Below are 23,080 nucleotides of genomic sequence, written 5' to 3'. Positions count from 1 at the left end.
CCGTTCCCATGCCGAACACGGAAGTTAAGCACTTGAACGCCGAAAGTAGTTGGGGGCTTCCCCCTGTGAGGATAGGACGTTGCCAGGCAAACGGTGGTTCTGGAGCATACGCTCAAGGGCCGCCGCTTTTTTGTGTCTTTTTGTAGAAAGGCATGCATCTATTTTAATGAAGGGACTGAACAGGGATATGGCGAAAAAAACGAAACTACGCGTAGCCGTCGAAGAGAACGAGACGATTGGTGCTTGTTTGGATCGTATCGATGCCATGGGATACCGCCCGACGGTCCGACGAGAAGAGCCGATCTTTGGATTAGACGCTAATGGCGAACCGTATCCAATTCGTCAGCAAATCGTCTTCGATTGCAAAGTGAAAGAGAGCGAATAACTACTTCAAGCATCGTCCGAATGAATCGGACGATGCTTTTTTTATACTTTATTTCATTTGATGTCTCCAGAGAAAATAAACTCCGAATGGACACTAGATGAAATTAAAAAAACACCTTTTAAAACCGAACGATAAATTTTCAGACAATTAAATTGTTCGCCTTTGGTTGACGCCTTGGGATGGACTTGTTAAGATGAAGTCGTGACAGGATGATTGAATATAAACACCTCGTATAATAGCAGGGATATGGCTTGCAAGTTTCTACCCAACGACCCTAAATCGTTGGACTATGGGGTATATGGATGTTCGTCGATATTTCTTTGGCGTACCTTTTTATACCCTAAGCCACCCTTTTAGCCGTGGTTTGGGCTTTTTTTATGCACAAAGGAGGAAACAGCGATGGGAAATGTAGAAGTCGGCGTCATCATGGGAAGTCAATCGGATTGGGAAACGATGAAGCATACATGCGATGTGTTGGAGCAACTTGAGATTCCGTACGAAAAGAAAGTCGTTTCCGCACACCGGACACCGGATCTGATGTTTCGTTATGCTGAATCGGCACGTGAACGAGGACTGAAGGTCATCATTGCCGGTGCAGGCGGTGCTGCTCATCTACCGGGCATGGTTGCCGCTAAAACGACATTACCCGTCATCGGTGTTCCTGTGAAAAGTAGAGCGCTCCAAGGAATTGATTCCTTGCTCTCGATCGTTCAAATGCCAGGTGGTGTACCGGTCGCAACGGTCGCGATCGGAGAAGCAGGCGCAAAAAACGCCGGATTGCTAGCTGCTCAAATTCTTTCGATTCAAAATGAACGACTTGCCCGCAAGCTCGATCATATGCGTGTCGAACTAGAAGGAGACGTCATTGCATCTGGAGGGAACCTGCTATGAAACGAATTGGGATACTAGGCGGCGGTCAACTCGGTCGAATGATGGCTCTGTCAGCGCGTGAGATGGGCTTTGAGATTTTGACACTCGATCCAACGGACAACGCACCGTGTGCGCAAGTGGCGGATCAACACATCCAAGCTGATTTTTCGGATGTCGAGGCAGCAAAACAACTCGCAGCTGAATCGGATGTCGTCACCTACGAATTCGAGAACATCTCGACGGAAGTCGCTGAAGCAATCGGAACGAAACTGATTCACGGCACCGATCTTCTTTTTCAAACGCAACATCGGGTACGGGAAAAAGAGATGATTGAACGCATTGGGCGCTCCGTCGCTCCGTATTATCCGGTGACGCATCCTTCTGACTTAGAGGAAGCAAAACAGCGACTCGGGTTACCATTCGTCTTGAAGACAGCACGATTCGGATATGACGGAAAGGGACAGACCGTCATTCGGACGGAAGAACAGTTCCAAGCGGCAATCGAAGGATTTGAACCGACAGAGTATGTCGCGGAGCAGTGGTTACCGTTTGATCAAGAAATTTCCGTCATCGTCACTCGAAGCGCAACAGAGACACGCGTCTTCCCGGTCAGTGAGAACATACATCGAGAAAACATTTTGCATCTATCGATCGTACCGGCACGGATTTCTGAATCGCTCGAACAAGAAGCGATTGCGCTCGCCGAATCCATCGCGGATGCCGTCGGTCTGATCGGTACACTGGCCATCGAGTTGTTCGTCGTCGGTTCTCGACTGACCGTCAATGAACTAGCACCCCGACCACACAATTCGGGTCACTATTCAATCGATGCTTGTGAAACATCCCAATTCGAGCAACATATCCGTGCCATCAGTGGTCTCCCACTCGGTGATACCCGTCTGACGACACCGGTCGTCATGGCGAACATCCTGGGTCAGCATGTCACAGCATTATACGAGGAACTACCGAGATTAGACGCTCGGACGAAAGTTCACTTATATGGAAAAGCAGAAGCCAAGACAGGGCGCAAGATGGGCCATTTAAACATTCTTGCGGACACCGTCGACGATGCTTTGGCAGAAGTCGAACGCCTGTCGATATGGAAGGAGACAGTTCAATGATCGAACGGTATACACGTCCTGAGATGAAAGCGATCTGGACCGAACAAAACAAATTCGAGGCTTGGTTAAAAGTCGAGATTCTTGCGTGTGAAGCATGGAGTGAACTAGGGGTCATCCCGAAAGAGGACGTCCAGTTGCTTTGGGACAATGCCTCATTTGATGTCAACCGCATCCTTGAGATCGAGCAAGAGACACGTCATGATGTCATCGCCTTCACGCGTGCCGTCTCTGAAACACTCGGAGAAGAACGCAAGTGGGTGCATTACGGACTCACGTCAACGGACGTCGTCGATACAGCACTCTCGTATCTGTTGAAGCAAGCAAACGACATTCTTGCTGCGGATCTCGATCGGTTCATCGACATCTTAAAAGTCAAAGCGAACGAACATAAATATACGGTCATGATGGGACGAACGCATGGCGTACATGCAGAACCGACGACGTTCGGTCTGAAACTAGCGCTTTGGTATGAAGAGATGAAACGAAACAAAGTCCGTTTTGAAGCAGCACGTGAGACGGTCGAATACGGCAAGATGTCAGGTGCCGTCGGAACATTCGCAAACATCGATCCATTCATTGAAAAGTATGTCTGCGAAAAGTTAGGAACAAAACCGGCTCCGGTCTCAACGCAAACGTTACAACGTGATCGTCATGCACACTACATGTCGACACTTGCTCTGATTGCAACATCAATCGAAAAGATGGCAACGGAAATCCGGGGTCTGCAAAAGACGGAAACACGTGAAGTCGAAGAATTCTTCGCTAAAGGTCAAAAAGGATCATCGGCGATGCCGCATAAGCGGAATCCGATCGGTTCAGAGAACATGACAGGTCTTGCCCGAGTCATCCGTGGACACATGGTGACAGCGTACGAGAACGTCTCACTCTGGCACGAACGGGATATCTCGCATTCTTCGGCAGAACGTATCATTCTTCCGGACGCAACAGGATTGCTTAACTACATGTTGAACCGTTTCGGAAACATCGTGAAGAACTTGACGGTCTTCCCGGACAACATGAAGCGGAACATGGACCGGACGTTTGGTGTCATTTTCTCTGGACATGTCTTACTCGCTTTAATCGAAAAAGGCTGGTCGCGTGAAGCCGCCTATGATTTCGTTCAACCGCGTGCGATGCAGGCGTGGGAAGAACAAATCATGTTCCGTGACTTGTTGTGGCAAGAAGAAGAGATTCAACAGCTTTTCACAGAAGAAGAGCTCGATGCGTGTTTCGATCCGACGTACCATACGAGTCGCGTCGATGAAATCTTTGAACGGTGTGGCTTGAACTAATCAACCTGAGACGGGGCACTTGCCCCGTCTACATCTTAGGATCATGGGGGACGAAAGCGATGCAACCACTTTATGAAGGAAAAGCAAAACGATTGTACACGACGCAGGAGCAGGATGTGCTCCGGATCGTCTATAAAGACGAGGCCACGGCATTCAACGGCGAGAAAAAAGAAACCTTTGCTGGAAAAGGCGAATTGAACAACCGATTGACGAGTCATTTCTTTGAAATCCTCGAACAAGCGGGCATTCCGACACATTTTATTGAGCGTGTCTCGGAGCGCGAACAGCTCGTACGTCGTGTCACCATCATCCCACTCGAAGTCGTTGTCCGAAACGTCGTCGCGGGGAGCTTGAGTAAACGGCTCGGTATCGAAGAAGGTACGGTGCTCGAAACACCAATCGTTGAGTTCTACTATAAAGATGATACGTTAGGCGATCCACTCGTCACCTCGTCACACATCAATTTACTGAAGATTGCGACTTCTGAAGAGTTGAAACAGTTATCTGCTGAAGCGCTTCGCGTAAACAAAGTATTACAACCTTACTTCCGTCAAAACGGGATCACGTTGATTGATTTTAAACTGGAGTACGGCAAGATGGCCGACGGAACGATTCTACTGGCTGATGAGATTTCACCTGATACATGCCGCCTGTGGGATCAAGCGACCGGAGAGCATCTCGATAAAGATGTCTTCCGCCGCAATATCGGTTCACTGACAGAGACTTACCAAACACTATTCAATCGCCTAGGGGGAAACACACAATGAAAAAAGTCATCGTATCGATCGCATTACGGGAAAGCATTTTAGATCCACAAGGAGTTGCTGTAAAAGGCGGATTGCAACAGCTTGGTTTTACGGGTGTCGAAAGTGTTCGAATCGGAAAACAGATTGAACTGCTCGTTGAGACGGAAACGACAGAAGCGATGATTCATGAGATGTGTCAAAAATTACTCGTCAACACGGTGATGGAAGATTACCAGATTACGATCGAAGAGGTGACGCCAGCATGAAGTTCGCGGTCATCGTCTTTCCGGGATCGAACTGTGATTTAGATATGTACCATGCGGTCAAGGATGCGCTCGGAGAAGAAGCTGAATATGTCTTTCATACCGAAACATCACTTGAAGGCTACGATGGCGTCCTATTACCAGGCGGCTTCTCTTACGGAGATTACCTCCGTTGCGGCGCAATCGCGCGCTTCTCACCAATCATGGAAGAAGTCAAACGCTTCGCAGCAGAAGGGAAAACGGTCCTCGGAGTGTGTAATGGATTCCAGATCCTTGTCGAAGCGGGACTCTTACCAGGTGTCTTGCATCGAAACAACGGCTTGAAGTTCATGTGCCGGACGGTTGAACTGAAGGTTGAAAATACGAAGACACGTTTTACATCGGATTATCTGCCAGGCGAGACGATCTCGATTCCGATCGCGCACGGCGAAGGAAACTACTATTGCGACGATGCGACTTACGCGATGCTGCAAACGAACGGGCAAATCGCCTTCACGTATGTCGATAACCCGAACGGCTCACGCGGTGATATCGCCGGAATCACGAACAAAGCCGGCAACGTTCTCGGGATGATGCCACACCCAGAACGAGCGGTCGAACTCTTGACCGGCGGAACAGATGGATTGAAACTCTTTACTTCACTCGTCAAACAGGGGGCACACCATGCTAAAACAACAGTCTGAACCAACACCAGAATTGATTCAAGAGCAACGCGTCTATGCCACGATGGGCTTAAGTGATACAGAGTACCAGATGGTCGTCGATTTACTCGGACGCCAACCGAACTACACTGAAACGGGATTGTTCTCAGTCATGTGGTCTGAGCATTGTTCATACAAGACATCTAAACCCGTCCTTCGTCAATTCCCGACGACTGGACCACGTGTCTTGCAAGGACCAGGGGAAGGAGCGGGTGTCGTTGATATCGGCGATGAGCAGGCAGTCGTCTTTAAGATTGAAAGCCACAACCATCCATCCGCTGTTGAACCGTACCAAGGGGCTGCGACAGGCGTCGGCGGAATCATTCGTGACATCTTCTCGATGGGCGCACGACCGGTCGCACTCATGAACTCGCTTCGTTTCGGTCATCTCGGTACACCACGTGTCAATCAACTGTTCGAACAAGTCGTCGCCGGAATCGCGGGTTACGGCAACTGTGTCGGGATTCCGACGATTGGTGGAGAGATTGGATTTGATCGTTCGTATGAAGGCAATCCGCTCGTCAACGCGATGTGTATCGGTTTGATCAACCATGCCGATATTCAAAAAGGTCAGGCAAAAGGTGTCGGAAACTCAGTCATGTATGTCGGTGCAGCTACTGGGCGCGACGGAATCCATGGTGCGACGTTTGCCTCGGAGGATCTCGGAGAGGATACAGAAGCAAAACGTCCGGCTGTTCAAGTCGGTGATCCGTTCATGGAGAAGCTATTGATTGAAGCGTGTCTTGAGATCGTTGGTCATCCAGCGCTCGTCGGAATGCAGGACATGGGTGCTGCCGGACTGACATCTTCTTCAGCAGAGATGGCTTCGAAAGCAGGTATGGGCATCGAGATGCACCTCGATGACGTCCCGCAACGGGAGACTGGGATGACGGCTTACGAAATGATGCTCTCGGAATCACAAGAGCGGATGTTACTCGTCGTCAAACGGGGGCGCGAAGCAGAGATTGAAGCAATCGTTAGCAAATGGGGGCTCCATGCCGTTCACGTCGGAGAAGTCATTGAAGAGAAAGTCTTACGGTTGATCCATCATGGGGATATCGTGGCGGAAGTTCCGGTTGACGCGTTAGCGGAAGAAGCACCAGTCTATGAAAAACCATCTCGCGTTCCTGCGTATTATGAAGAATTTCAAGCGATGGAAGAGACACTTCCAGTCGTCGAGGACGTTGTTGAGACATGGCGAGCACTACTTCGTCAGCCGACGATCGCTTCAAAACGCTGGGTCTACGATCAGTACGATCATATGGTCCAGACATCGACGGTCGTCGCACCGGGATCAGATGCAGCCGTTATCCGTGTCCGTGGTACGAACAAGGCACTCGCCATGACGACCGACTGCAACAGTCGCTTCGTCTACTTGGATCCATATGTCGGTGGACAGATCGCCGTTGCAGAAGCAGCACGTAATATCGTCGCGAGCGGGGCGACACCACTCGCCATCACGGATTGCCTGAACTTCGGAAATCCGGATAAACCAGAAGGCTTCTGGCAATTGCAACAAGCAACGGCCGGTATGGCAGAAGCATGTCGTGTCCTTGAGACACCTGTCATCGGTGGAAACGTCTCACTCTACAATGAGTCAGCCGGTCAAGCGGTTCACCCGACACCGGTCGTCGGAATGGTTGGATTACACGAGCAAACTGAATGGATCACAACACAACACGTCAAACAAGCGGGTGACCAGATTTATCTATTAGGAGAAACAACAGCCGAGTTTGGTGGTAGTGAGCTTCAATATATGCAATTCGGTAAATCATTCGGTCGCGCACCACAGATTGATTTAGCAATCGAACACGCACGCTTACAATTGTTACAGCAGGCAGTACAAGCAGGTGAAGTCAATGCGATGCATGATGTGTCAGAAGGCGGTCTCGCAATCGCTCTCGCTGAGATGACGTTTGGGACGAACCTCGGGTTGACCGTTCAGTTCGACGGACCGACCTTACACCTGTTCAGCGAATCGCAATCACGCTTCATCGTCACTGTGCCACAAGCGCACGTCACAGCATTCGAACAACGGACTGGTGCTCAAGCGATCGGTGTCGTCACGAACGATGAGCTTCTCGTCATCGAAACGGCAGAGACACGGATCGAAGCAGACCGTTCGACCTTACAGGGAGACTGGGAAGGAGCAATCGCGTGTTATATGACATCAAAGGACTAAATGAGGAGTGTGGCGTCTTCGGGATCTTCGGACAACCGAATGCAGCGCAACTTGCTTATTACGGCTTGCATAGCTTGCAACACCGGGGACAGGAAGGGGCAGGCATCGTCACGAGTGACGGTGACGACCTCTTCCCGCACCGCGGGCAAGGACTCGTAACGGAAGTCTTTTCGGAAGAGACACTGACGAATCTTAACGGACATCATGCGATCGGACATGTCCGATATTCGACAGCAGGGGGAAACACGCTTGAGAACACTCAACCGCTACATTTCAAATCTCGGACGGGTGATCTTGCTCTCGCACATAACGGAAACCTCGTCAACGCGGATTCACTGAAGCACCTGTTAGAAGCAGAGGGTGCCATCTTTCAGACGACGAGTGATACGGAAGTCGTCGCCCATCTCGTTAAACGCAGTAAGCTCGACACCCTCGAAGACCGGATTGCCGACAGTCTCGCCCGTCTTGTCGGGGCGTTCGCTTTTCTTTTCTTAACGGAAGACACGCTATTCGTGGCGGTTGATCCACACGGACTGCGTCCACTGTCACTCGGGAAGACACCGGACGGCGGCATCGTATTTGCGTCAGAGACATGTGCCTTTGATATCGTCGGTGCAGAGTTCATTCGTGATATCGAGCCGGGAGAGCTCGTGACGATCACAGAACACGGCATGTCGTCTCGTCAATACATGGAACCACGCGAACGAGCGATGTGTTCGATGGAATACATCTACTTCTCACGTCCGGATTCAATCATTGATGGCGTCAACGTTCATACGGCTCGTAAAGCACTCGGGAAAAAGATGTATGAAGAAGCACCGGTCGAAGCAGACGTCGTTACAGGGGTACCGGATTCCAGTATCTCGGCAGCGATCGGTTACGCGGAAGCGAGTGGTATTCCGTATGAAATGGGATTGATCAAGAATCGTTATGTCGGACGGACGTTCATCCAGCCGTCACAGGAGTTACGGGAACGTGGGGTCAAAATGAAGTTGTCTGCGTTACGCGGTGTCGTACAAGGGAAGCGTGTCATCATGGTCGATGATTCGATCGTCCGGGGAACGACGAGTCGCCGCATCGTCGGTTTATTACGTGAAGCCGGTGCAACGGAAGTTCATGTCCGCATCACGGCACCACCGATTACGAATCCATGTTATTACGGGATTGATACATCGTCAAAAGACGAGTTGATCTCTGCCCGGTTGATGCCGGAAGAAATCCGTCAAGAAATCGGTGCGGATTCACTTGAGTTCCTAACTGTACCGGGGATGGTCGATGCAATCGACCGCCCGTTTGAAGGACCATTAAAAGGACAATGTACCGCTTGCTTCACAGGAGAGTATCCGACACCGCTCGGTTCGCTCGAGTTAGAAGCTAAACTTTGATAGATGGGGGAAGAACATGAGCAAACATTACGAAGCAGCAGGTGTGAGTCTGACGGCAGGATATGAGTCCGTCACTCGAATGAAAAAACACGTCGCCCGTTCGATGCGCAAAGAAGTATTAACGGGACTCGGTAGCTTTGGTGCGATGTTCGACCTCAGCCAATTGCAGTTGAAAGAACCGGTCCTCGTCAGTGGGACAGACGGGGTCGGTACGAAACTCAAGCTTGCCTTCGCACTTGAACAACACGATACGATCGGGATCGACTGTGTTGCGATGTGTGTGAACGATATCATCGTCCAAGGTGCAGAACCGCTTTATTTCCTCGACTACATCGCGCTCGGTCAGGCGATTCCAGCGAAGATCGAACGGATCGTCGCCGGTGTTGCTGAAGGATGTGTCCAAGCGGGCTGTACGTTGATTGGTGGTGAGACGGCAGAAATGCCAGGGATGTATGCGGATGGTGAATACGACATCGCTGGTTTTGCCGTCGGTGCCGTTGAGAAGCAAAAATTGATTACCGGTGACAAGGTCGCAGCAGGCGATGTCATTCTCGGTCTTGCTTCGTCCGGTGTCCATTCAAATGGGTTCTCACTTGTCCGTAAAATTGTCGCCGAGAGTGGCCTTAGCTACGAAGATGAAGTCATGATGCTCGGTCATACGCTTGGTAATGCCCTTCTCATGCCGACACGTATCTACGTCGAAGCGGTCAAAGCTGCCATTGAGACGGAAAAGATTCAAGCGATGGTCCATATTACGGGTGGTGGATTCTACGAGAACGTACCACGCGTCTTGCCAGAGGGTCTTGGTGCATCGTTTGATCCGAAAAAGTGGCCGACGTTACCGGTCTTCGACTGGCTCGAGCAAGCGGGTGATCTGCCACGACATGACATGTATAATGTCTTCAACATGGGGATTGGTTTCATGTTGATCGTCAAACCGGAAGATGTCGCGGAAGTAACGGCACGCCTCGCTCGTGAAAATGAGACGGCGTACGTGATTGGTCACGTGACCGATCAAGAAGGTGTCCGGATTCAAGGGGTCGACGCATGAAGATCGCCTGTTTTGCATCAGGAAGCGGTAGTAATGTCGAAGCACTTTTTGAAGCAATCGAGGCAGGGACGTTACATGCCTCGATCGAACTAATCGTCTGCGACCAACCGGACGCAACAGTCATCGAGCGAGCAAAACGACGTGGATGTGACGTCTTCGTCTTTCGAGCAAAGGACTATCCCGATAAACCGAGCTTTGAGCGGGAGATCATCGCTCGTCTTGAAGCAAAAGGTGTTGAACGGATCATCCTTGCCGGTTACATGCGTTTGATCGGGGAAGAGTTGCTCGGACGGTACGCAGGGCGAATCGTCAACATTCATCCGTCGCTGCTTCCGGCGTTCCCGGGAAAAGATGCGATCGGACAAGCGTTTCGTGGCGGAGTTAAAATCACAGGTGTTACAATTCATATAGTCGATGAAGGAATGGACACAGGACCCATCATGGCTCAAGAAGCCGTTCGGATTACAGAAGAGATGACGCGTGAAACGTTGCAACAAGCGATTCAGCGTGTCGAACATAGACTGTATCCGCAAGTCATCGAAGAGTGGATGAAAGAGGAGGCAAACGTATGAGAGCGTTAATTAGTGTGTCGGATAAAACAGGGATCGTCGAACTAGGACGAGCGTTTCACGAAGCAGGTATCGAGCTTGTCTCGACAGGCGGAACACATCAAGCATTAGAGGAAGCTGGGCTTCCGGTCATTGGTATCAGTGAAGTCACACAATTCCCAGAGATGCTCGATGGACGTGTCAAGACACTTCATCCGATGGTCCACGGTGGACTACTTGGTCGTCGTGATCTTGAATCCCATCGCGAACAGATGGCTGCGCAACAGATTCAACCGATTGATTTCGTCGTCGTCAATCTGTATCCGTTCAAGCAGACAGTTTTACAAGAAGACGTTGCGTATGCGGATGCGATTGAGAACATCGATATCGGTGGTCCAAGCATGTTACGATCTGCAGCGAAGAACCACGCGGCTGTAACGGTCGTCGTCGACCCAGCTGATTACGAAACGGTCGTTGCCGAGATTCGTGAAGGCGGTACGACGTTTGAGACACGTCAACGTCTTGCGGCGAAAGCCTTCCGTCATACAGCGGCGTACGATGCGTTGATCGCGGATTATTTCTTGACGCAAACAGGCGAGAAGTTCCCGGATCAGTTGACAATCACGCTTGAGAAAGTCCAGGATCTTCGTTATGGAGAAAATCCACACCAAGAAGCAGCCTTTTATAAAACACCGATTTACCGTGGAGCATCTCTCGCTTCAGCGAAACAGTTGCATGGTAAAGAGTTGTCGTATAACAACATTCAAGATGCGAACGCTGCACTCGAAATTCTCGACGAGTTCCGCGAAGCAGCAGCTGTCGTTGTTAAACACATGAACCCGTGTGGTGTTGCCGTCGGTCCAACGATCGGAGAGGCATTCCGCCGCGCGCATGCAGCCGATCCGGTGTCGATCTTCGGTGGCATCGTCGCCTTGAACCGTGAAGTTGACTTAGAGACAGCAGAACAGTTAAGCGGCATCTTCCTTGAAATCATCATCGCCCCATCCTTCACGGAAGAAGCATTTGCCTTGTTGTCAGCGAAAAAGAACATCCGTCTGCTTGAACTCGACGTCAAACGTGTCCAAGCAATCCGTTATACGGCAGTCGCTGGCGGCATGCTCGTCCAAGACAGTGACGATGAGACGCTTGATGATGCGGCAGCACGCGTCGTGACAGACCGCAAGCCGACAGCAGCGGAATGGGAAGACTTGAAACTCGCATGGCGTGCCGTCAAACACGTCAAGTCGAACGCGATCGTTCTCGCGAAGGACGAAGTGACGGTCGGTGTTGGTGCAGGACAGATGAACCGTGTTGGTTCAGCGAACATCGCGATTACACAAGCCGGAGAAAAAGCAGTTGGTGCGTCACTTGCTTCCGATGCCTTCTTCCCAATGGGTGATACAGTCGAAGCGGCAGCAGCAGCTGGCATTACGGCAATCATTCAACCAGGCGGCTCGATTCGCGACCAAGAGTCGATCGATGCGTGTAACAAACATGGCATTACGATGGTCTTTACGAACGTTCGACATTTCAAACACTAAGCGGAGGCGATTTGAATGAAGGTATTGGTGATTGGTAAAGGAGGGCGTGAACACGCGCTCGTCTGGAAGCTGGCACAGGATGAACGGATCGAGACAGTGTATGCTGCGCCTGGGAATGCCGGGATGACACAAGCCACATGTGTTCCGATCGCCGAAGATGCTATCGATGAACTCGTGACGTTCGCACAAGACGAACAGATCGATTGGACGATCGTCGGACCAGAAGGACCACTTGTTCTCGGAGTCGTTAACGCCTTTCAGGCAGCGGGATTGCAGATCTTCGGACCGACACGGGAAGCGGCAGCGATCGAAGGAAGTAAACAGTTCGCGAAAGAATTGATGGCGCGTGCCGGTATTCCGACCGCTGCTCATGCCGTCTTTACTTCAGCAGCAGACGCAGAGGCGTATGTTCGCAAAGCGGGTGCACCGATCGTCATCAAAGCCGACGGACTTGCTGCCGGAAAAGGAGTCACGGTCGCAGAAACCGTGGACCAAGCACTTGCAGCAATCCACGATACGTTTGCCGGGGAATACGGTCAACAAAGCCGCGTTGTCATCGAAGAGTGTTTGGTGGGGGAAGAATGTTCGTTGATGGCGTTCGTCCACGAGGAGACGGTCATTCCGATGGTGTTGTCGCAAGATCACAAACGGGCATTTGACGGTGACCTAGGTCCGAACACAGGAGGAATGGGCGCGTATTCTCCGCTTCCTCAGTGGGACGAAGCAGCGCTGACGACAGAAGCTGTTGATCGCATCATTCAGCCGCTCGTCGATCAGATGGCAAGCGAAGGAATTCCGTTCACCGGTTTCCTCTATGCCGGTCTGATGCTGACGAAACAAGGACCGTTCGTCATCGAGTTCAATGCTCGGTTCGGTGATCCGGAAACAGAAGTCATTCTTCCGCGCTTAGAGACACCGTTGCTTGATGTCATCATGCCGCTGATAGACGGACAGACACCAGAAGTCGTTTGGACGGACCAAGCAGCTGTCGGTGTCGTCGTCGCAGCAGAAGGATATCCGGAAGCACCAAAAACGGGACAAGCGATTCCACTTGATCAGATTGGGGACGGTCTTCTCGTCTTTCATGCCGGAACGGCAGAACGAGACGATCAACTTGTCTCAGCCGGTGGACGTGTCCTCGTCTGTGTCAGCCGTGCCGAGACGATCGAGCAGGCTGTTGAACAGGTCTATGCGAACTTACCAGACGTGACGGACCAGCCATTCTTTTACCGAACTGATATCGCTCAAAAAGCCTTTCGTGCCTCGCATGAATCATGATATCTGAACCAGACGTGCTCGATAGAGTCGCGTCTGGTTTTTTGTTTCTTGGCGAAGTGCACGAAAAGATTTGTCTTCCATGGCGAATTTGTGTTATTTTGACCAAATGAATCCGGAACGGGGCAAAACTTCTTGAAACTTACTTAGCAACATTTTAGTATAAGAACTATAAGAAAGCGTTTTCAATAAAACAAAGGAGGTCGAGCTTTCGTGAAAAAAAATTGTGGAAGATCCCCTTGGACGAAATCTGAAGTACGAACACACCAAGCGGTCATCAGCGGAAAGCTTGCACCGACACTTGTCATACAGAATGCCACTTACCTGAATCATGGTGTCAAAGCATGGCGGACGGCGAATATCTGGATTAGTGGCGACCGGATCGTCTATGTCGGTCCAGAGATGCCGGAACAAGCCGATGCCTACCATGATGCGACAGGTCAATATATCGTACCCGGTTACATTGAACCCCATGCCCATCCGTTTCAACTTTATAATCCAGCGAGTCTTGCAAAATTCGCAGCAGAGCGAGGAACATCGACCCTCGTCAACGACAACATGTTGTTATTATTAGAGCCGACGGAGCAAGCGTTTGCTCAAGTCGAAGCGTTAGCGGACCTACCGACCTCGATGTACTGGTGGGCACGACTCGACGCGCAGACCGAGCTTGATGCCGATAGTATCTCGATCGATAATCGCCGGATTCAAGCGTGGCTCAAGCATCCACAAGTCATCCAAGCGGGAGAGTTGACGGGATGGCCACGTCTCTCGCAAGGGGATGATGAACTGCTTCACTGGATGCAGGATGCGATCAAACTCGGAAAACCAATCGAAGGTCATTTCCCTGGGGCTTCAGCGAAGACGTTGACGAAGATGGCGCTGTACGGCGTGACGAGTGATCACGAAGCGATGACGGTCGAAGAGGCGATGACACGTCTTGAACTCGGCTACACGACGACGATTCGTTATTCATCGATTCGTCCGGATCTACCGGATATCTTTAAAGGTCTCGTCGAAGCAGGGTTGACGCAGTTCGATAAGGTACTCGTGACGACAGATGGTTCAACGCCGTCCTTCTATAAAGCGGGCATGATGGATGAGACGATTCGATTGATGCTTGAGGCAGGCATCCCGGTCGAAGAAGCGTACCGGATCGCGTCGTACAATGCAGCGCGTCATTTTAATCTCGATCATCTACTCGGGAGTATCGCACCAGGACGAATCGCGCATCTTAATTTCCTTGAGGCAAAAGATGCCCCGACACCTGTCGCCGTGCTTGCGCGCGGCACATGGGTCCGTCAAGCAGACATCCCATGTTACCCGGCAGAAGCGCTTGATGCAGTCTATGCGCTCATGCCACGCTCGGAAGTCCAGGTTTCGTTAACGGAACAGGATTTCTCGTTCAGCATGCCGGTTGGTCTTGAGATGGTCAATTCCGTCATCATGAAGCTCTATCAAGTCGAACACGATACAAGTGTGCCTGTGCTACCGGCAGGATGTGATGAATCCTTCCTGATGTTACTCGACCGGGAAGGGAAGTGGCGACTGAATACCGTTCTGAAAAACTTTGCGACACAAGTCGGAGGCCTCGTCAGTTCGTACTCGATTAGCGGTGATATCTTGATGATCGGTAAATCGAAACGAGACATGCAAGTCGCGTTTGATCGCATGAAAGCGTTCGGTGGCGGAATCGTTCTCGTCGAGGACGGAGAAGTCATCGCTGAAGTTCCGTTGACCTTGATGGGGCAGACGTCCGACTTGCCACTCGAAGATTTGATCGTTCAGGAAACCGCTCTACGGGAAGCCTTGTTCGAACGCGGTTATGCGTTTGAAGATCCTGTCTATACGTTGCTATTCCTAGCGTCGACTCACTTGCCATATGTGCGGATCACACCGCAGGGAATATACGAAGTCCTTCGGAAAAAAGTCCTTTTCCCAGCGATTTTGCGATGACGCTTGAATTTTAAAACGTCGCGCTTTAAACTATTAAAGAGCAATTGAATGGGAAAGGGAGTCACAAGATGCAACTCGATAAATTGCGTGGAAAAGAATTGGATCAGTTATTTACAGCGATCATGAAGATGGATTCATTAGAAGATTGTTATACGTTGTTCGAAGACTTAGCGACCGTCAATGAAATCCAGGCGCTCGCCCAACGTCTTGAAGTCGCACGTCAATTACGTGAAGGCAATACGTATCACAAAATCGAAAAGGCGACCGGTGCTTCAACAGCAACGATCTCGCGTGTCAAACGTTGCTTGAACTACGGTTCGGGCGGTTATGATCTGGCGCTTGCCCGCCTAGGTCTTATCGAGCAAGAAGTAGCGGATAACTAATGTTATCCGCTACTTCTATGAAGGAGGGCGCACCGATATGGATTTTGCGTTACAACATAAAATTCAACATTTCATTCGAAGGCTGACGCCCATCCAGTCGCTCGTCATCATCTACTTCGTTGCGGTCATCATCGGAATCATCATGCTCGGTCTGCCGTGGTCGACCAAGGGAGACTACAACTGGGACTTCACGGACCTCGTCTTCATGGCGGTTAGTTGTGTCAGTGTCACAGGTTTGACGACGGTCTCGGTCTCAGAAACCTTCACGACATTCGGCTACTTCATGATCATGATTTTAGTGCAAGTCAGCGGAATTGGTTTGATGTCGCTTCATATCGCGATGTGGGTCATTCTCGGAAAACGAATCGGCTTTCGGGAACGTCAACTCGTCGTCCGAGATCAGAACCAGACGACGATGCAAGGGGTCGTCAAATACATTCGCGAAGTCATCTTGATCATCGTTTCGATTGAATTGATCGGGGCATTGATTCTCGGGCTGTACTATACGAAGTATTTTCCGACACTCGGTGAAGCGATGCTCCAAGGACTGTTCGGTTCGGTCAGTGCGACGACGAATGCCGGTTTTGATATCACGGGTGAATCGTTACTACCGTTTCGCGGTGATTTGTTCGTCGTCTTCATGCAAATTTTGTTGTTGACGCTCGGCGCAATCGGGTTTCCTGTACTCGTTGAAGTCCGGCGCTACATCTCGTACCGGGCGACACGCCAAGCGACACGTCAACCGTATCATTTTTCACTCTTTACGAAATTGACAGCGTCAACGTTCTTCATTCTCGTCCTATTCGGAACGGTAGCATTGCTGCTATTTGAATGGAACCAATCCTTTAAAGGTCTACCGATCGATGAGAAGCTTGTCGACGCCTTGTTCCAATCCGTCACGACCCGAAACGGGGGATTGACGACGGTCGACATCACGTCCTTCTCGCAGGCATCGATTTTCGTCTTGTCGCTCTTGATGTTCATCGGAGCGTCACCGTCTTCCGTTGGTGGGGGGATTCGAACGACGACGTTCGCTGTCGCCGTTTTGAGTGTCATCGCCTTCATCCGAGGCGAATACGGGATTAAAATCTTTGGTCGTGAGATCGGTCAGTCAGACATCTGGAAAGCATTCGTCGTCATTGTCGTCTCAACTGGTGTGACGATGGTCGGATTAATCGTCTTGTTACTTGTCGAAGACGCACCGTTCCTCGTGCTGTTTTTTGAAGCTTGTTCAGCGTTCGGAACGACCGGTCTATCGCTCGGCATCACGGATCAATTATCGGATATCGGAAAATGGACGTTGTCTGTGCTGATGTTCATTGGTCGAATCGGTGTCATCTCGTTCGTTCTTCTGTTGAAAGCGAACCAACCGAAACGTAACTACAATTATCCGAAGGAATCCGTCATTATCGGATAAGGAGGCTCTTTTATGAAACGTGCCTTTTGGATCAACTTCGCCTATATCTTTGCTGTTCCTGTCTTACCGTTTTTGGCGCTCGTCAATGGGCGAGCACTCTGTTCACCGGATTCACCGTTACTGGACGTTCCGGTACTCGGCTTCTTTTTGGCAGAACCGTGGGCGTTCGTGCCGGTATATGCGGTCTTTGCGTTGTTACTGGCGTCACTCTTGACGAAACGACGGACACACGTCTAACCATCTCGCCCTGCGCGAGATGGTTTTTTGTTTTATACTGAATGTGGAATGAGAAAGAGAGGATGGGACGAACCGTGTTATTACCTTTTAATGAATGGCGACATGTCTTTAAACTAGATCCAGCAAAACTAATCGATGATGCGAGCCTGCAGGCGATTGCGACGTCCGGAACGGATGCGATTCTTGTCGGTGGAACGGATGACATCACACTCGATGCGACGCTTGATCTCTTGATGCGTTTGCGCCGGTATCCAGTCGCAGTGGCACTCGAGATTTCTGAACTCGAAGCCGCAACGATGGGATTTGATACGTATCTGACACCGACGGTCCTGAATGCGGGAACATTAGAGTACGTCGTTGAAAAACAAGTCGAGGCGTTAGAACAAGTCGGTCATATGCTGGCGCATGCTGATCTTGTCGGGGAAGGGTATATCGTCCTGAATCCTGATGCGAAGGTCGCGCATGTGACACAAGCAAAACCGCTAACATTAGATGAGACCGTCGCTTATGCGCAGTTAGCGGATAGCGTCTTCCGTCTACCGGTCGTGTATCTCGAATACAGCGGCGTTTACGGGGAACCGGACCGAGTCGCAGCCGTTCGCGATGTCTTGAAGCAGGCACGCCTGTTTTACGGTGGAGGAATCGACTCCGAAGAGCGAGCGCGTGAGATGCTGCAGTATGCGGATACGATCGTCGTCGGGAACGTCATTTATGAGGATTTAAAAGCAGCGCTTGCGACCGTCGCAGCGACACGATAAAATATAGGAACAAAAGTTCGGAATATAAGAAATGAGGCTATTGATATGTTTAATTTGAGTGAACAGCTCGTCAGTGGACTAAACCCTGAGCAAGCAAGAGCAGTCAAGCATACGGAAGGTCCACTGCTAATCATGGCAGGAGCCGGTTCCGGGAAGACACGCGTCCTGACACACCGGGTTGCTTATTTGATGGCGGCTAAACAAGTCGCACCGTGGAACATCCTCGCGATTACCTTCACGAACAAGGCGGCGCGGGAAATGCGGGACCGGATTGGTCGGTTGGTCGGTGGTGTCGCGAACGATATTTGGGTCTCGACCTTCCACTCGATGTGTGTCCGGATGTTACGTCGTGACATCGATCAGCTTGGGTACGACCGCAACTTCACGATTCTTGATTCAAGTGATCAGCAGTCGGCGATCAAGCTCGTCTTAAAGGAACAAAACTTGGACCCGAAAAAATGGGATCCACGTTCGATGCTGACGATCATCTCGTCACAGAAAAATGAATTACGCAGTGCTGAATTCTACGCCTCGATCGTGACGAGCCCGTATGAGAAGACAGTTGCTGAAATCTATAAAGGATATGAAGCGGTCTTACGCCGGAACAACGCGCTCGACTTTGATGATTTGATCGGAAAAACGACGGAATTGTTCAAGAAGAGTCCGGATGTCCTTGCCTACTATCAAAAGAAATTCCGTTACATTCATGTCGATGAGTATCAAGATACGAACAAAGCCCAGTATGATCTCGTCAACCTGTTAGCATCGGGACATCAGAATCTCTGTGTCGTCGGGGACTCGGATCAGTCGATCTATCGCTGGCGTGGTGCTGACATCGCGAACATCCTCTCGTTCGAAGAGGACTATCCGAATGCAGCTGTCATCTTACTCGAGCAAAACTACCGTTCTTCGAAACGGATCTTGGAAGCGGCTAACCATGTCATCCAAAACAACTCGACACGCAAAGACAAGAAACTTTGGACAGATAATGACGAAGGCGAGAAGCTGATCGTCCATACGGCAGAGAATGAGCGGGAAGAAGCCTTTTATATCGTCCAAGAGATTCGGAACTCGCTTCGTTACGGGATGAAACTGAGCGATATCGCGATTCTGTACCGGACGAACGCACAATCGCGTGCGATCGAGGAAACGCTTCTTAAGTCGAACGTTCCGTACAAAATGATTGGCGGCACGAAGTTCTACGATCGTAAAGAAATCAAGGACGTACTCGCTTATCTTCGTTTAATCTCGAACCCAGATGAAGATCTGTCCTTTGCGCGGATCGTCAATGAACCAAAACGCGGCATCGGCGCAACAACGATTGATAAGCTGCGTGATTTCGCCGACTTGCAAGGCGTGTCATTGATGGAAGCGATTCGCGATATCGAATTGTCGAGTATCGCACCGAAGACGGCAGCGAAGCTGACGGATTTCCGGACGATGATTCTTGGACTCAGCCAAATGCAAGAATTCATCAGCCTGTCGGAACTAGTCGAAGAAGTGCTCGAGAAATCGGGTTATCGTCAAGTACTGAAGGAAGATAAGACGCTTGAAGCGCAAAGTCGTCTCGAGAACATCAATGAGTTTATTACCGTTGCGCAAAACTTCGAGAAGGAGACCGCGAAAGCCGATCCGGAAGACCGGACGATCATCGCCTTCTTGACCGATTTGACACTCGTTGCCGATGTCGATTCACTCGACGAGACGGATCCGGAAGAACAAGTCACGTTGATGACGCTCCACTCAGCAAAAGGACTCGAGTTCCCAGTCGTCTTCTTGATCGGGATGGAGGAAGGCTTGTTCCCACATAGCCGCTCGCTTCAGGATGAAGACGAGATGGAAGAAGAACGTCGCCTCGCGTACGTCGGGATCACACGTGCTGAGAAACGCCTTTACTTGTCACATGCCCGGATGCGCTCGCTTTATGGTCGGACGAATGCCAACCAAGAATCACGGTTCCTAGCGGAGCTGCCGGAAGTCGTCATCGAGCGGACTGGTAAAAAAGCGAAGCCACTTCCATGGGAAGACCGCCCTGTTCCGCAAGGCAAAGCCGTCATCGGTCGCTCGATCAGCAAACCGACAGCGATGAAGACGTCAGGTGCGGAAACGCTCGGTTGGTCGGTCGGAGATAAGGCAGAGCACGGGAAATGGGGACTCGGTACAGTCGTCCAGACTCGTGGTGAAGGGGATAATCTTGAAATCGATATCGCATTCCCAGCAGTCGGAATCAAACGATTGCTCGCGAAATTCGCACCGATTAAAAAGGTATGATGGGAGGTCCACAGATGGACGCAAGCCAGCGTATAGATGAGATTCGTCAAACATTGAACCGATACAGCTACGAATACTACGTACTGGATCAACCAACGGTACCGGATGCGACGTACGATCAATTGCTTCGTGAACTGACGGAGTTAGAAACAGAGCATCCAGAACTGATCACACCGGATTCGCCGACGCAACGGGTCGGCGCAGCACCGCTCGAAGCGTTCGAGAAGGTGACGCATGATCTACCGATGCTGTCGCTCGGAAACGTCTTTGATGAGACAGAAATCCGCGAATGGGTCGCTCGGATTGAGCGATCGCTCGGACGTTCGACGACGTACGTCGCCGAACTTAAATTCGATGGACTTGCCATCTCGCTAAAATACGAAGATGGTCGATTCGTCCGTGGGGCAACGCGTGGCGATGGAACAGTCGGTGAGAACATCACGCAGAATCTAAGGACAATCAAAGCGTTACCGCTTCGTTTGCAGGCAGAAGAGACGGTCGAAGTCCGCGGTGAGGCTTACATGCCGAAACAATCGTTCGAACGCTTGAATGAAGATCGGGCTAGCCGAGAAGAGACATTGTTCGCAAATCCGCGTAACGCGGCAGCAGGTAGTCTGCGTCAGCTCGATTCCTCGATCACGGCGTCGCGCAATCTGTCGTTATTCGTGTATGGCGTCGGCGTCAATACGTTGACGGCCCGTTCACATAGCGAAGCAATGGCACAACTCGCTTCACTTGGGTTACCGACCAATCAACATATGCAGACGTGTGAGACGGTGGAAGAGATTCTTGCCTACATCGCACATTGGACGGAAGCACGCGCGAGCCTGCCATATGAGATCGACGGAATCGTCTTGAAAGTCGATCGGTATGATGATCAGGAAGAGCTCGGCTTCACAGCAAAAATTCCTCGCTTCGCGACAGCCTATAAGTTCGCGGCGGAAGAAGTCATGACGACAGTCGAAGACGTTGATTTCAGTGTCGGTCGGACCGGGAAAGTCACACCGCGTGCCCGTTTTGCACCGGTTGTCGTTGCAGGATCGACAGTGACGTATGCGACACTGCACAACGCCGACTTCATCGCTGAAAAAGATATTCGCCTTCAGGACTCGGTCATCATTAAAAAAGCGGGCGATGTCATCCCGGCAGTCGTACAAGTTGTCACGGCAGAACGGACAGGGGAAGAGACACCAATCGTCTTCCCAACGCATTGTCCGGCTTGTCAGTCGGAACTTGTCCGTCTCGAAGGTGAAGTCGACATCCGCTGTGTCAGTCCGGAATGCCCAGCGCAATTGATGGAAGGCATCATTCACTTTGTTTCACGTCAGGCGATGAACATCGATGGTCTCGGTGAAAAAGTCGTCCGTCAATTGTATGACCATGAAGCGATCCGGACGATTGCCGATTTATATCGACTCGATCGTGAGGAGTTGTTGACGTTCGACCGGATGGGTAAGACGTCCGTTGATAAATTGCTTGCGGCGATCGAAGCCTCGAAACAGAACTCGGTCGAGCGTCTGTTGTTTGGTCTCGGAATCCGACTCGTTGGTCAAAAAGCGGCATATCTCTTAGCGGAACGTTTTGATTCGTTAGCGGGGATTGCAGCAGCGAGCTACGACGAAATCGTCGCGATTGACGGCATCGGTGGGAAAATCGCAGATTCAATCGTGAAGTACTTCGAACATCCGGAAGCACAGGCATTGATTCGTGATTTGGAACAACTTGGCGTCAATCAACGTTTCCTTGGTGAACGGGTTGATCAGACGAATGCACCACTCGGGGGCAAAACGATTGTCTTGACGGGAACGCTCGAGAGTTTAAAGCGGTCAGAGGCCGGTAAACGACTCGAAGCACTTGGTGCCGATGTGACAGGAAGCGTCAGTAAAAAGACGGACGTACTTGTCGCAGGGGAAAAGGCGGGCTCTAAACTGACGAAAGCGGAATCGCTTGGTATCGAAATTTGGGATGAAGCGCGTCTGTTAGAAGAACTAGCTAAACACGAAGCGTGAGAAGAATAAATGAGAACGATCAAATAAAAAGGAAGGCGGAATTCCGCCTTCCTTTATTCATGTTCATCTTTCTCACGAAGCAATCGTCTCGCTCCGAATCAAAGTACCTTGTTTGATGAGACGATTCGTTGCCGTTTCCGGAGGATCACATGTGATTAATGTGATGGTTGGAGAAGCGACAGATTGGTCGAGGACGGACAATGTCGTCGGTGTGACAAGACGACTGGATGTGATGCGGTACGTATACCGATGCGTTTTTGTTGTGACGACGACGGTATCACCTTTTTTGACGTCAGGTAGACGATTGAAGTGAAGCCCTTCCGTGAAACTGCGGTGTCCGGCGAGCGCATAATTGCCTTTCCCGGGTGATCCGGTTTCTGGAATATGACCGATACTTCGGTCGAGGACTGCTGTCGTCGAGCCTTCTAAGATGACTTGCTCGAAATCAATGCTTGGAATCGAGAGCAGTCCAACACCTGATTTCGCGAGCGGTTGTTTAGTCTCTTTCGCATCGACAGTCTTTAGACTTTTTGTCCATTGTTCTTTTAAATTGGCTGCCTCTTGTTCACGCTGATAGTCACTGATGAAGGGCCAAGCAATAAGGGCGATGCCTGCCAGTAAAAAAAGCAGACCGATGAATTTACGACGTGTCATGAGAAAAAGTCCTTTCGGATACGCTAAGGCGTATCATC

At 50.7% G+C, this 23,080-nt stretch carries 21 protein-coding genes, 1 rRNA gene and 1 riboswitch; of the genes, 21 read left to right on the top strand and 1 reads right to left on the bottom strand.

Annotation, left to right across the window (positions count from 1 at the left end):
* The 21 genes from rrf to ligA all read left to right on the top strand — a co-directional run.
* Positions 1–88, top strand: a 5S ribosomal RNA gene (gene rrf / locus KNQ15_RS14310); the annotation flags it as partial.
* A gap of 99 nt (positions 89–187) precedes the next feature.
* Complete coding sequence (locus KNQ15_RS14305; RefSeq protein WP_029340738.1) at positions 188–385, top strand: NETI motif-containing protein; 198 nt, start codon at positions 188–190, stop codon at positions 383–385.
* Between the two features lie 208 nt (positions 386–593).
* A riboswitch (purine riboswitch) is annotated at positions 594–695 on the top strand.
* An 89-nt stretch (positions 696–784) separates the two neighbouring features.
* Positions 785–1,276, top strand: coding sequence for a 5-(carboxyamino)imidazole ribonucleotide mutase (gene purE / locus KNQ15_RS14300; protein WP_029340739.1), 492 nt, complete (start codon positions 785–787; stop codon positions 1,274–1,276).
* Positions 1,273–2,376 (top strand): 5-(carboxyamino)imidazole ribonucleotide synthase, encoded by a 1,104-nt coding sequence (gene purK, locus KNQ15_RS14295; RefSeq protein ID WP_214729835.1) that lies wholly within the window; start codon positions 1,273–1,275, stop codon positions 2,374–2,376. The genes purE and purK overlap by 4 nt, the downstream gene beginning before the upstream one ends.
* Positions 2,373–3,668, top strand: coding sequence for an adenylosuccinate lyase (purB, locus tag KNQ15_RS14290; RefSeq protein ID WP_029340741.1), 1,296 nt, complete (start codon positions 2,373–2,375; stop codon positions 3,666–3,668). Before purK ends, purB begins: the two co-directional genes overlap by 4 nt.
* A gap of 59 nt (positions 3,669–3,727) precedes the next feature.
* Positions 3,728–4,435 carry a phosphoribosylaminoimidazolesuccinocarboxamide synthase gene (gene purC / locus KNQ15_RS14285; protein WP_214729834.1) on the top strand — a complete coding sequence of 236 codons (708 nt, stop codon included), beginning with the start codon at positions 3,728–3,730 and terminating at the stop codon, positions 4,433–4,435.
* Positions 4,432–4,680, top strand: a complete 249-nt coding sequence (purS, locus tag KNQ15_RS14280) for a phosphoribosylformylglycinamidine synthase subunit PurS (protein ID WP_023467069.1) — start codon at positions 4,432–4,434, stop codon at positions 4,678–4,680. The genes purC and purS overlap by 4 nt, the downstream gene beginning before the upstream one ends.
* Positions 4,677–5,360 carry a phosphoribosylformylglycinamidine synthase subunit PurQ gene (gene purQ, locus KNQ15_RS14275; RefSeq protein WP_050678983.1) on the top strand — a complete coding sequence of 228 codons (684 nt, stop codon included), beginning with the start codon at positions 4,677–4,679 and terminating at the stop codon, positions 5,358–5,360. The genes purS and purQ overlap by 4 nt, the downstream gene beginning before the upstream one ends.
* Complete coding sequence (purL, locus tag KNQ15_RS14270; RefSeq protein ID WP_214729833.1) at positions 5,341–7,560, top strand: phosphoribosylformylglycinamidine synthase subunit PurL; 2,220 nt, start codon at positions 5,341–5,343, stop codon at positions 7,558–7,560. The genes purQ and purL overlap by 20 nt, the downstream gene beginning before the upstream one ends.
* On the top strand, positions 7,536–8,945 hold the full coding sequence (gene purF, locus KNQ15_RS14265; protein WP_214729832.1) for an amidophosphoribosyltransferase: 1,410 nt from the start codon (positions 7,536–7,538) through the stop codon (positions 8,943–8,945). Before purL ends, purF begins: the two co-directional genes overlap by 25 nt.
* 16 nt (positions 8,946–8,961) lie before the next feature.
* The gene (purM, locus tag KNQ15_RS14260; protein WP_214729831.1) at positions 8,962–9,996 is read left to right on the top strand and encodes a phosphoribosylformylglycinamidine cyclo-ligase; all 1,035 of its coding nucleotides are present in this window, start codon (positions 8,962–8,964) and stop codon (positions 9,994–9,996) included.
* On the top strand, positions 9,993–10,568 hold the full coding sequence (purN, locus tag KNQ15_RS14255; RefSeq protein WP_035412293.1) for a phosphoribosylglycinamide formyltransferase: 576 nt from the start codon (positions 9,993–9,995) through the stop codon (positions 10,566–10,568). Before purM ends, purN begins: the two co-directional genes overlap by 4 nt.
* The gene (gene purH / locus KNQ15_RS14250) at positions 10,565–12,085 is read left to right on the top strand and encodes a bifunctional phosphoribosylaminoimidazolecarboxamide formyltransferase/IMP cyclohydrolase (protein WP_029340747.1); all 1,521 of its coding nucleotides are present in this window, start codon (positions 10,565–10,567) and stop codon (positions 12,083–12,085) included. Before purN ends, purH begins: the two co-directional genes overlap by 4 nt.
* Positions 12,086–12,100: 15 nt before the next feature.
* Positions 12,101–13,363, top strand: a complete 1,263-nt coding sequence (gene purD / locus KNQ15_RS14245; protein WP_214729830.1) for a phosphoribosylamine--glycine ligase — start codon at positions 12,101–12,103, stop codon at positions 13,361–13,363.
* A gap of 210 nt (positions 13,364–13,573) precedes the next feature.
* On the top strand, positions 13,574–15,313 hold the full coding sequence (locus KNQ15_RS14240) for an adenine deaminase C-terminal domain-containing protein (RefSeq protein ID WP_064300875.1): 1,740 nt from the start codon (positions 13,574–13,576) through the stop codon (positions 15,311–15,313).
* Between the two features lie 68 nt (positions 15,314–15,381).
* Positions 15,382–15,696: a YerC/YecD family TrpR-related protein gene (locus KNQ15_RS14235; protein WP_023467078.1), complete on the top strand. Its 315-nt coding sequence runs from the start codon at positions 15,382–15,384 to the stop codon at positions 15,694–15,696.
* 37 nt (positions 15,697–15,733) lie between these two features.
* A complete protein-coding gene (locus KNQ15_RS14230; RefSeq protein ID WP_029340750.1) occupies positions 15,734–17,113 on the top strand; it encodes a TrkH family potassium uptake protein in 1,380 nt (459 codons plus the stop codon).
* 12 nt (positions 17,114–17,125) lie between these two features.
* Positions 17,126–17,350, top strand: coding sequence for a hypothetical protein (locus tag KNQ15_RS14225; RefSeq protein WP_035398958.1), 225 nt, complete (start codon positions 17,126–17,128; stop codon positions 17,348–17,350).
* A gap of 62 nt (positions 17,351–17,412) precedes the next feature.
* A complete protein-coding gene (gene pcrB, locus KNQ15_RS14220; protein WP_214729829.1) occupies positions 17,413–18,108 on the top strand; it encodes a heptaprenylglyceryl phosphate synthase in 696 nt (231 codons plus the stop codon).
* A 45-nt stretch (positions 18,109–18,153) separates the two neighbouring features.
* Complete coding sequence (gene pcrA, locus KNQ15_RS14215; RefSeq protein WP_035412308.1) at positions 18,154–20,379, top strand: DNA helicase PcrA; 2,226 nt, start codon at positions 18,154–18,156, stop codon at positions 20,377–20,379.
* 14 nt (positions 20,380–20,393) lie between these two features.
* Positions 20,394–22,388, top strand: a complete 1,995-nt coding sequence (gene ligA / locus KNQ15_RS14210) for an NAD-dependent DNA ligase LigA (protein ID WP_214729828.1) — start codon at positions 20,394–20,396, stop codon at positions 22,386–22,388.
* A 72-nt stretch (positions 22,389–22,460) separates the two neighbouring features.
* Here the strand turns inward: ligA and KNQ15_RS14205 are convergent, their stop codons facing one another.
* Positions 22,461–23,042, bottom strand: coding sequence for a class D sortase (locus tag KNQ15_RS14205; protein WP_023467085.1), 582 nt, complete (start codon positions 23,040–23,042; stop codon positions 22,461–22,463).
* Positions 23,043–23,080: the final 38 nt, after the last annotated feature.

The sequence above is a fragment of the Exiguobacterium sp. s168 genome (assembly GCF_018619035.1).
Taxonomy (GTDB): Bacteria; Bacillota; Bacilli; order Exiguobacteriales; family Exiguobacteriaceae; genus Exiguobacterium_A; species Exiguobacterium_A acetylicum.
The sequence above is the reverse complement of the archived record's forward strand: the minus strand, read 5'-3'. Positions and strand labels throughout refer to the sequence as shown.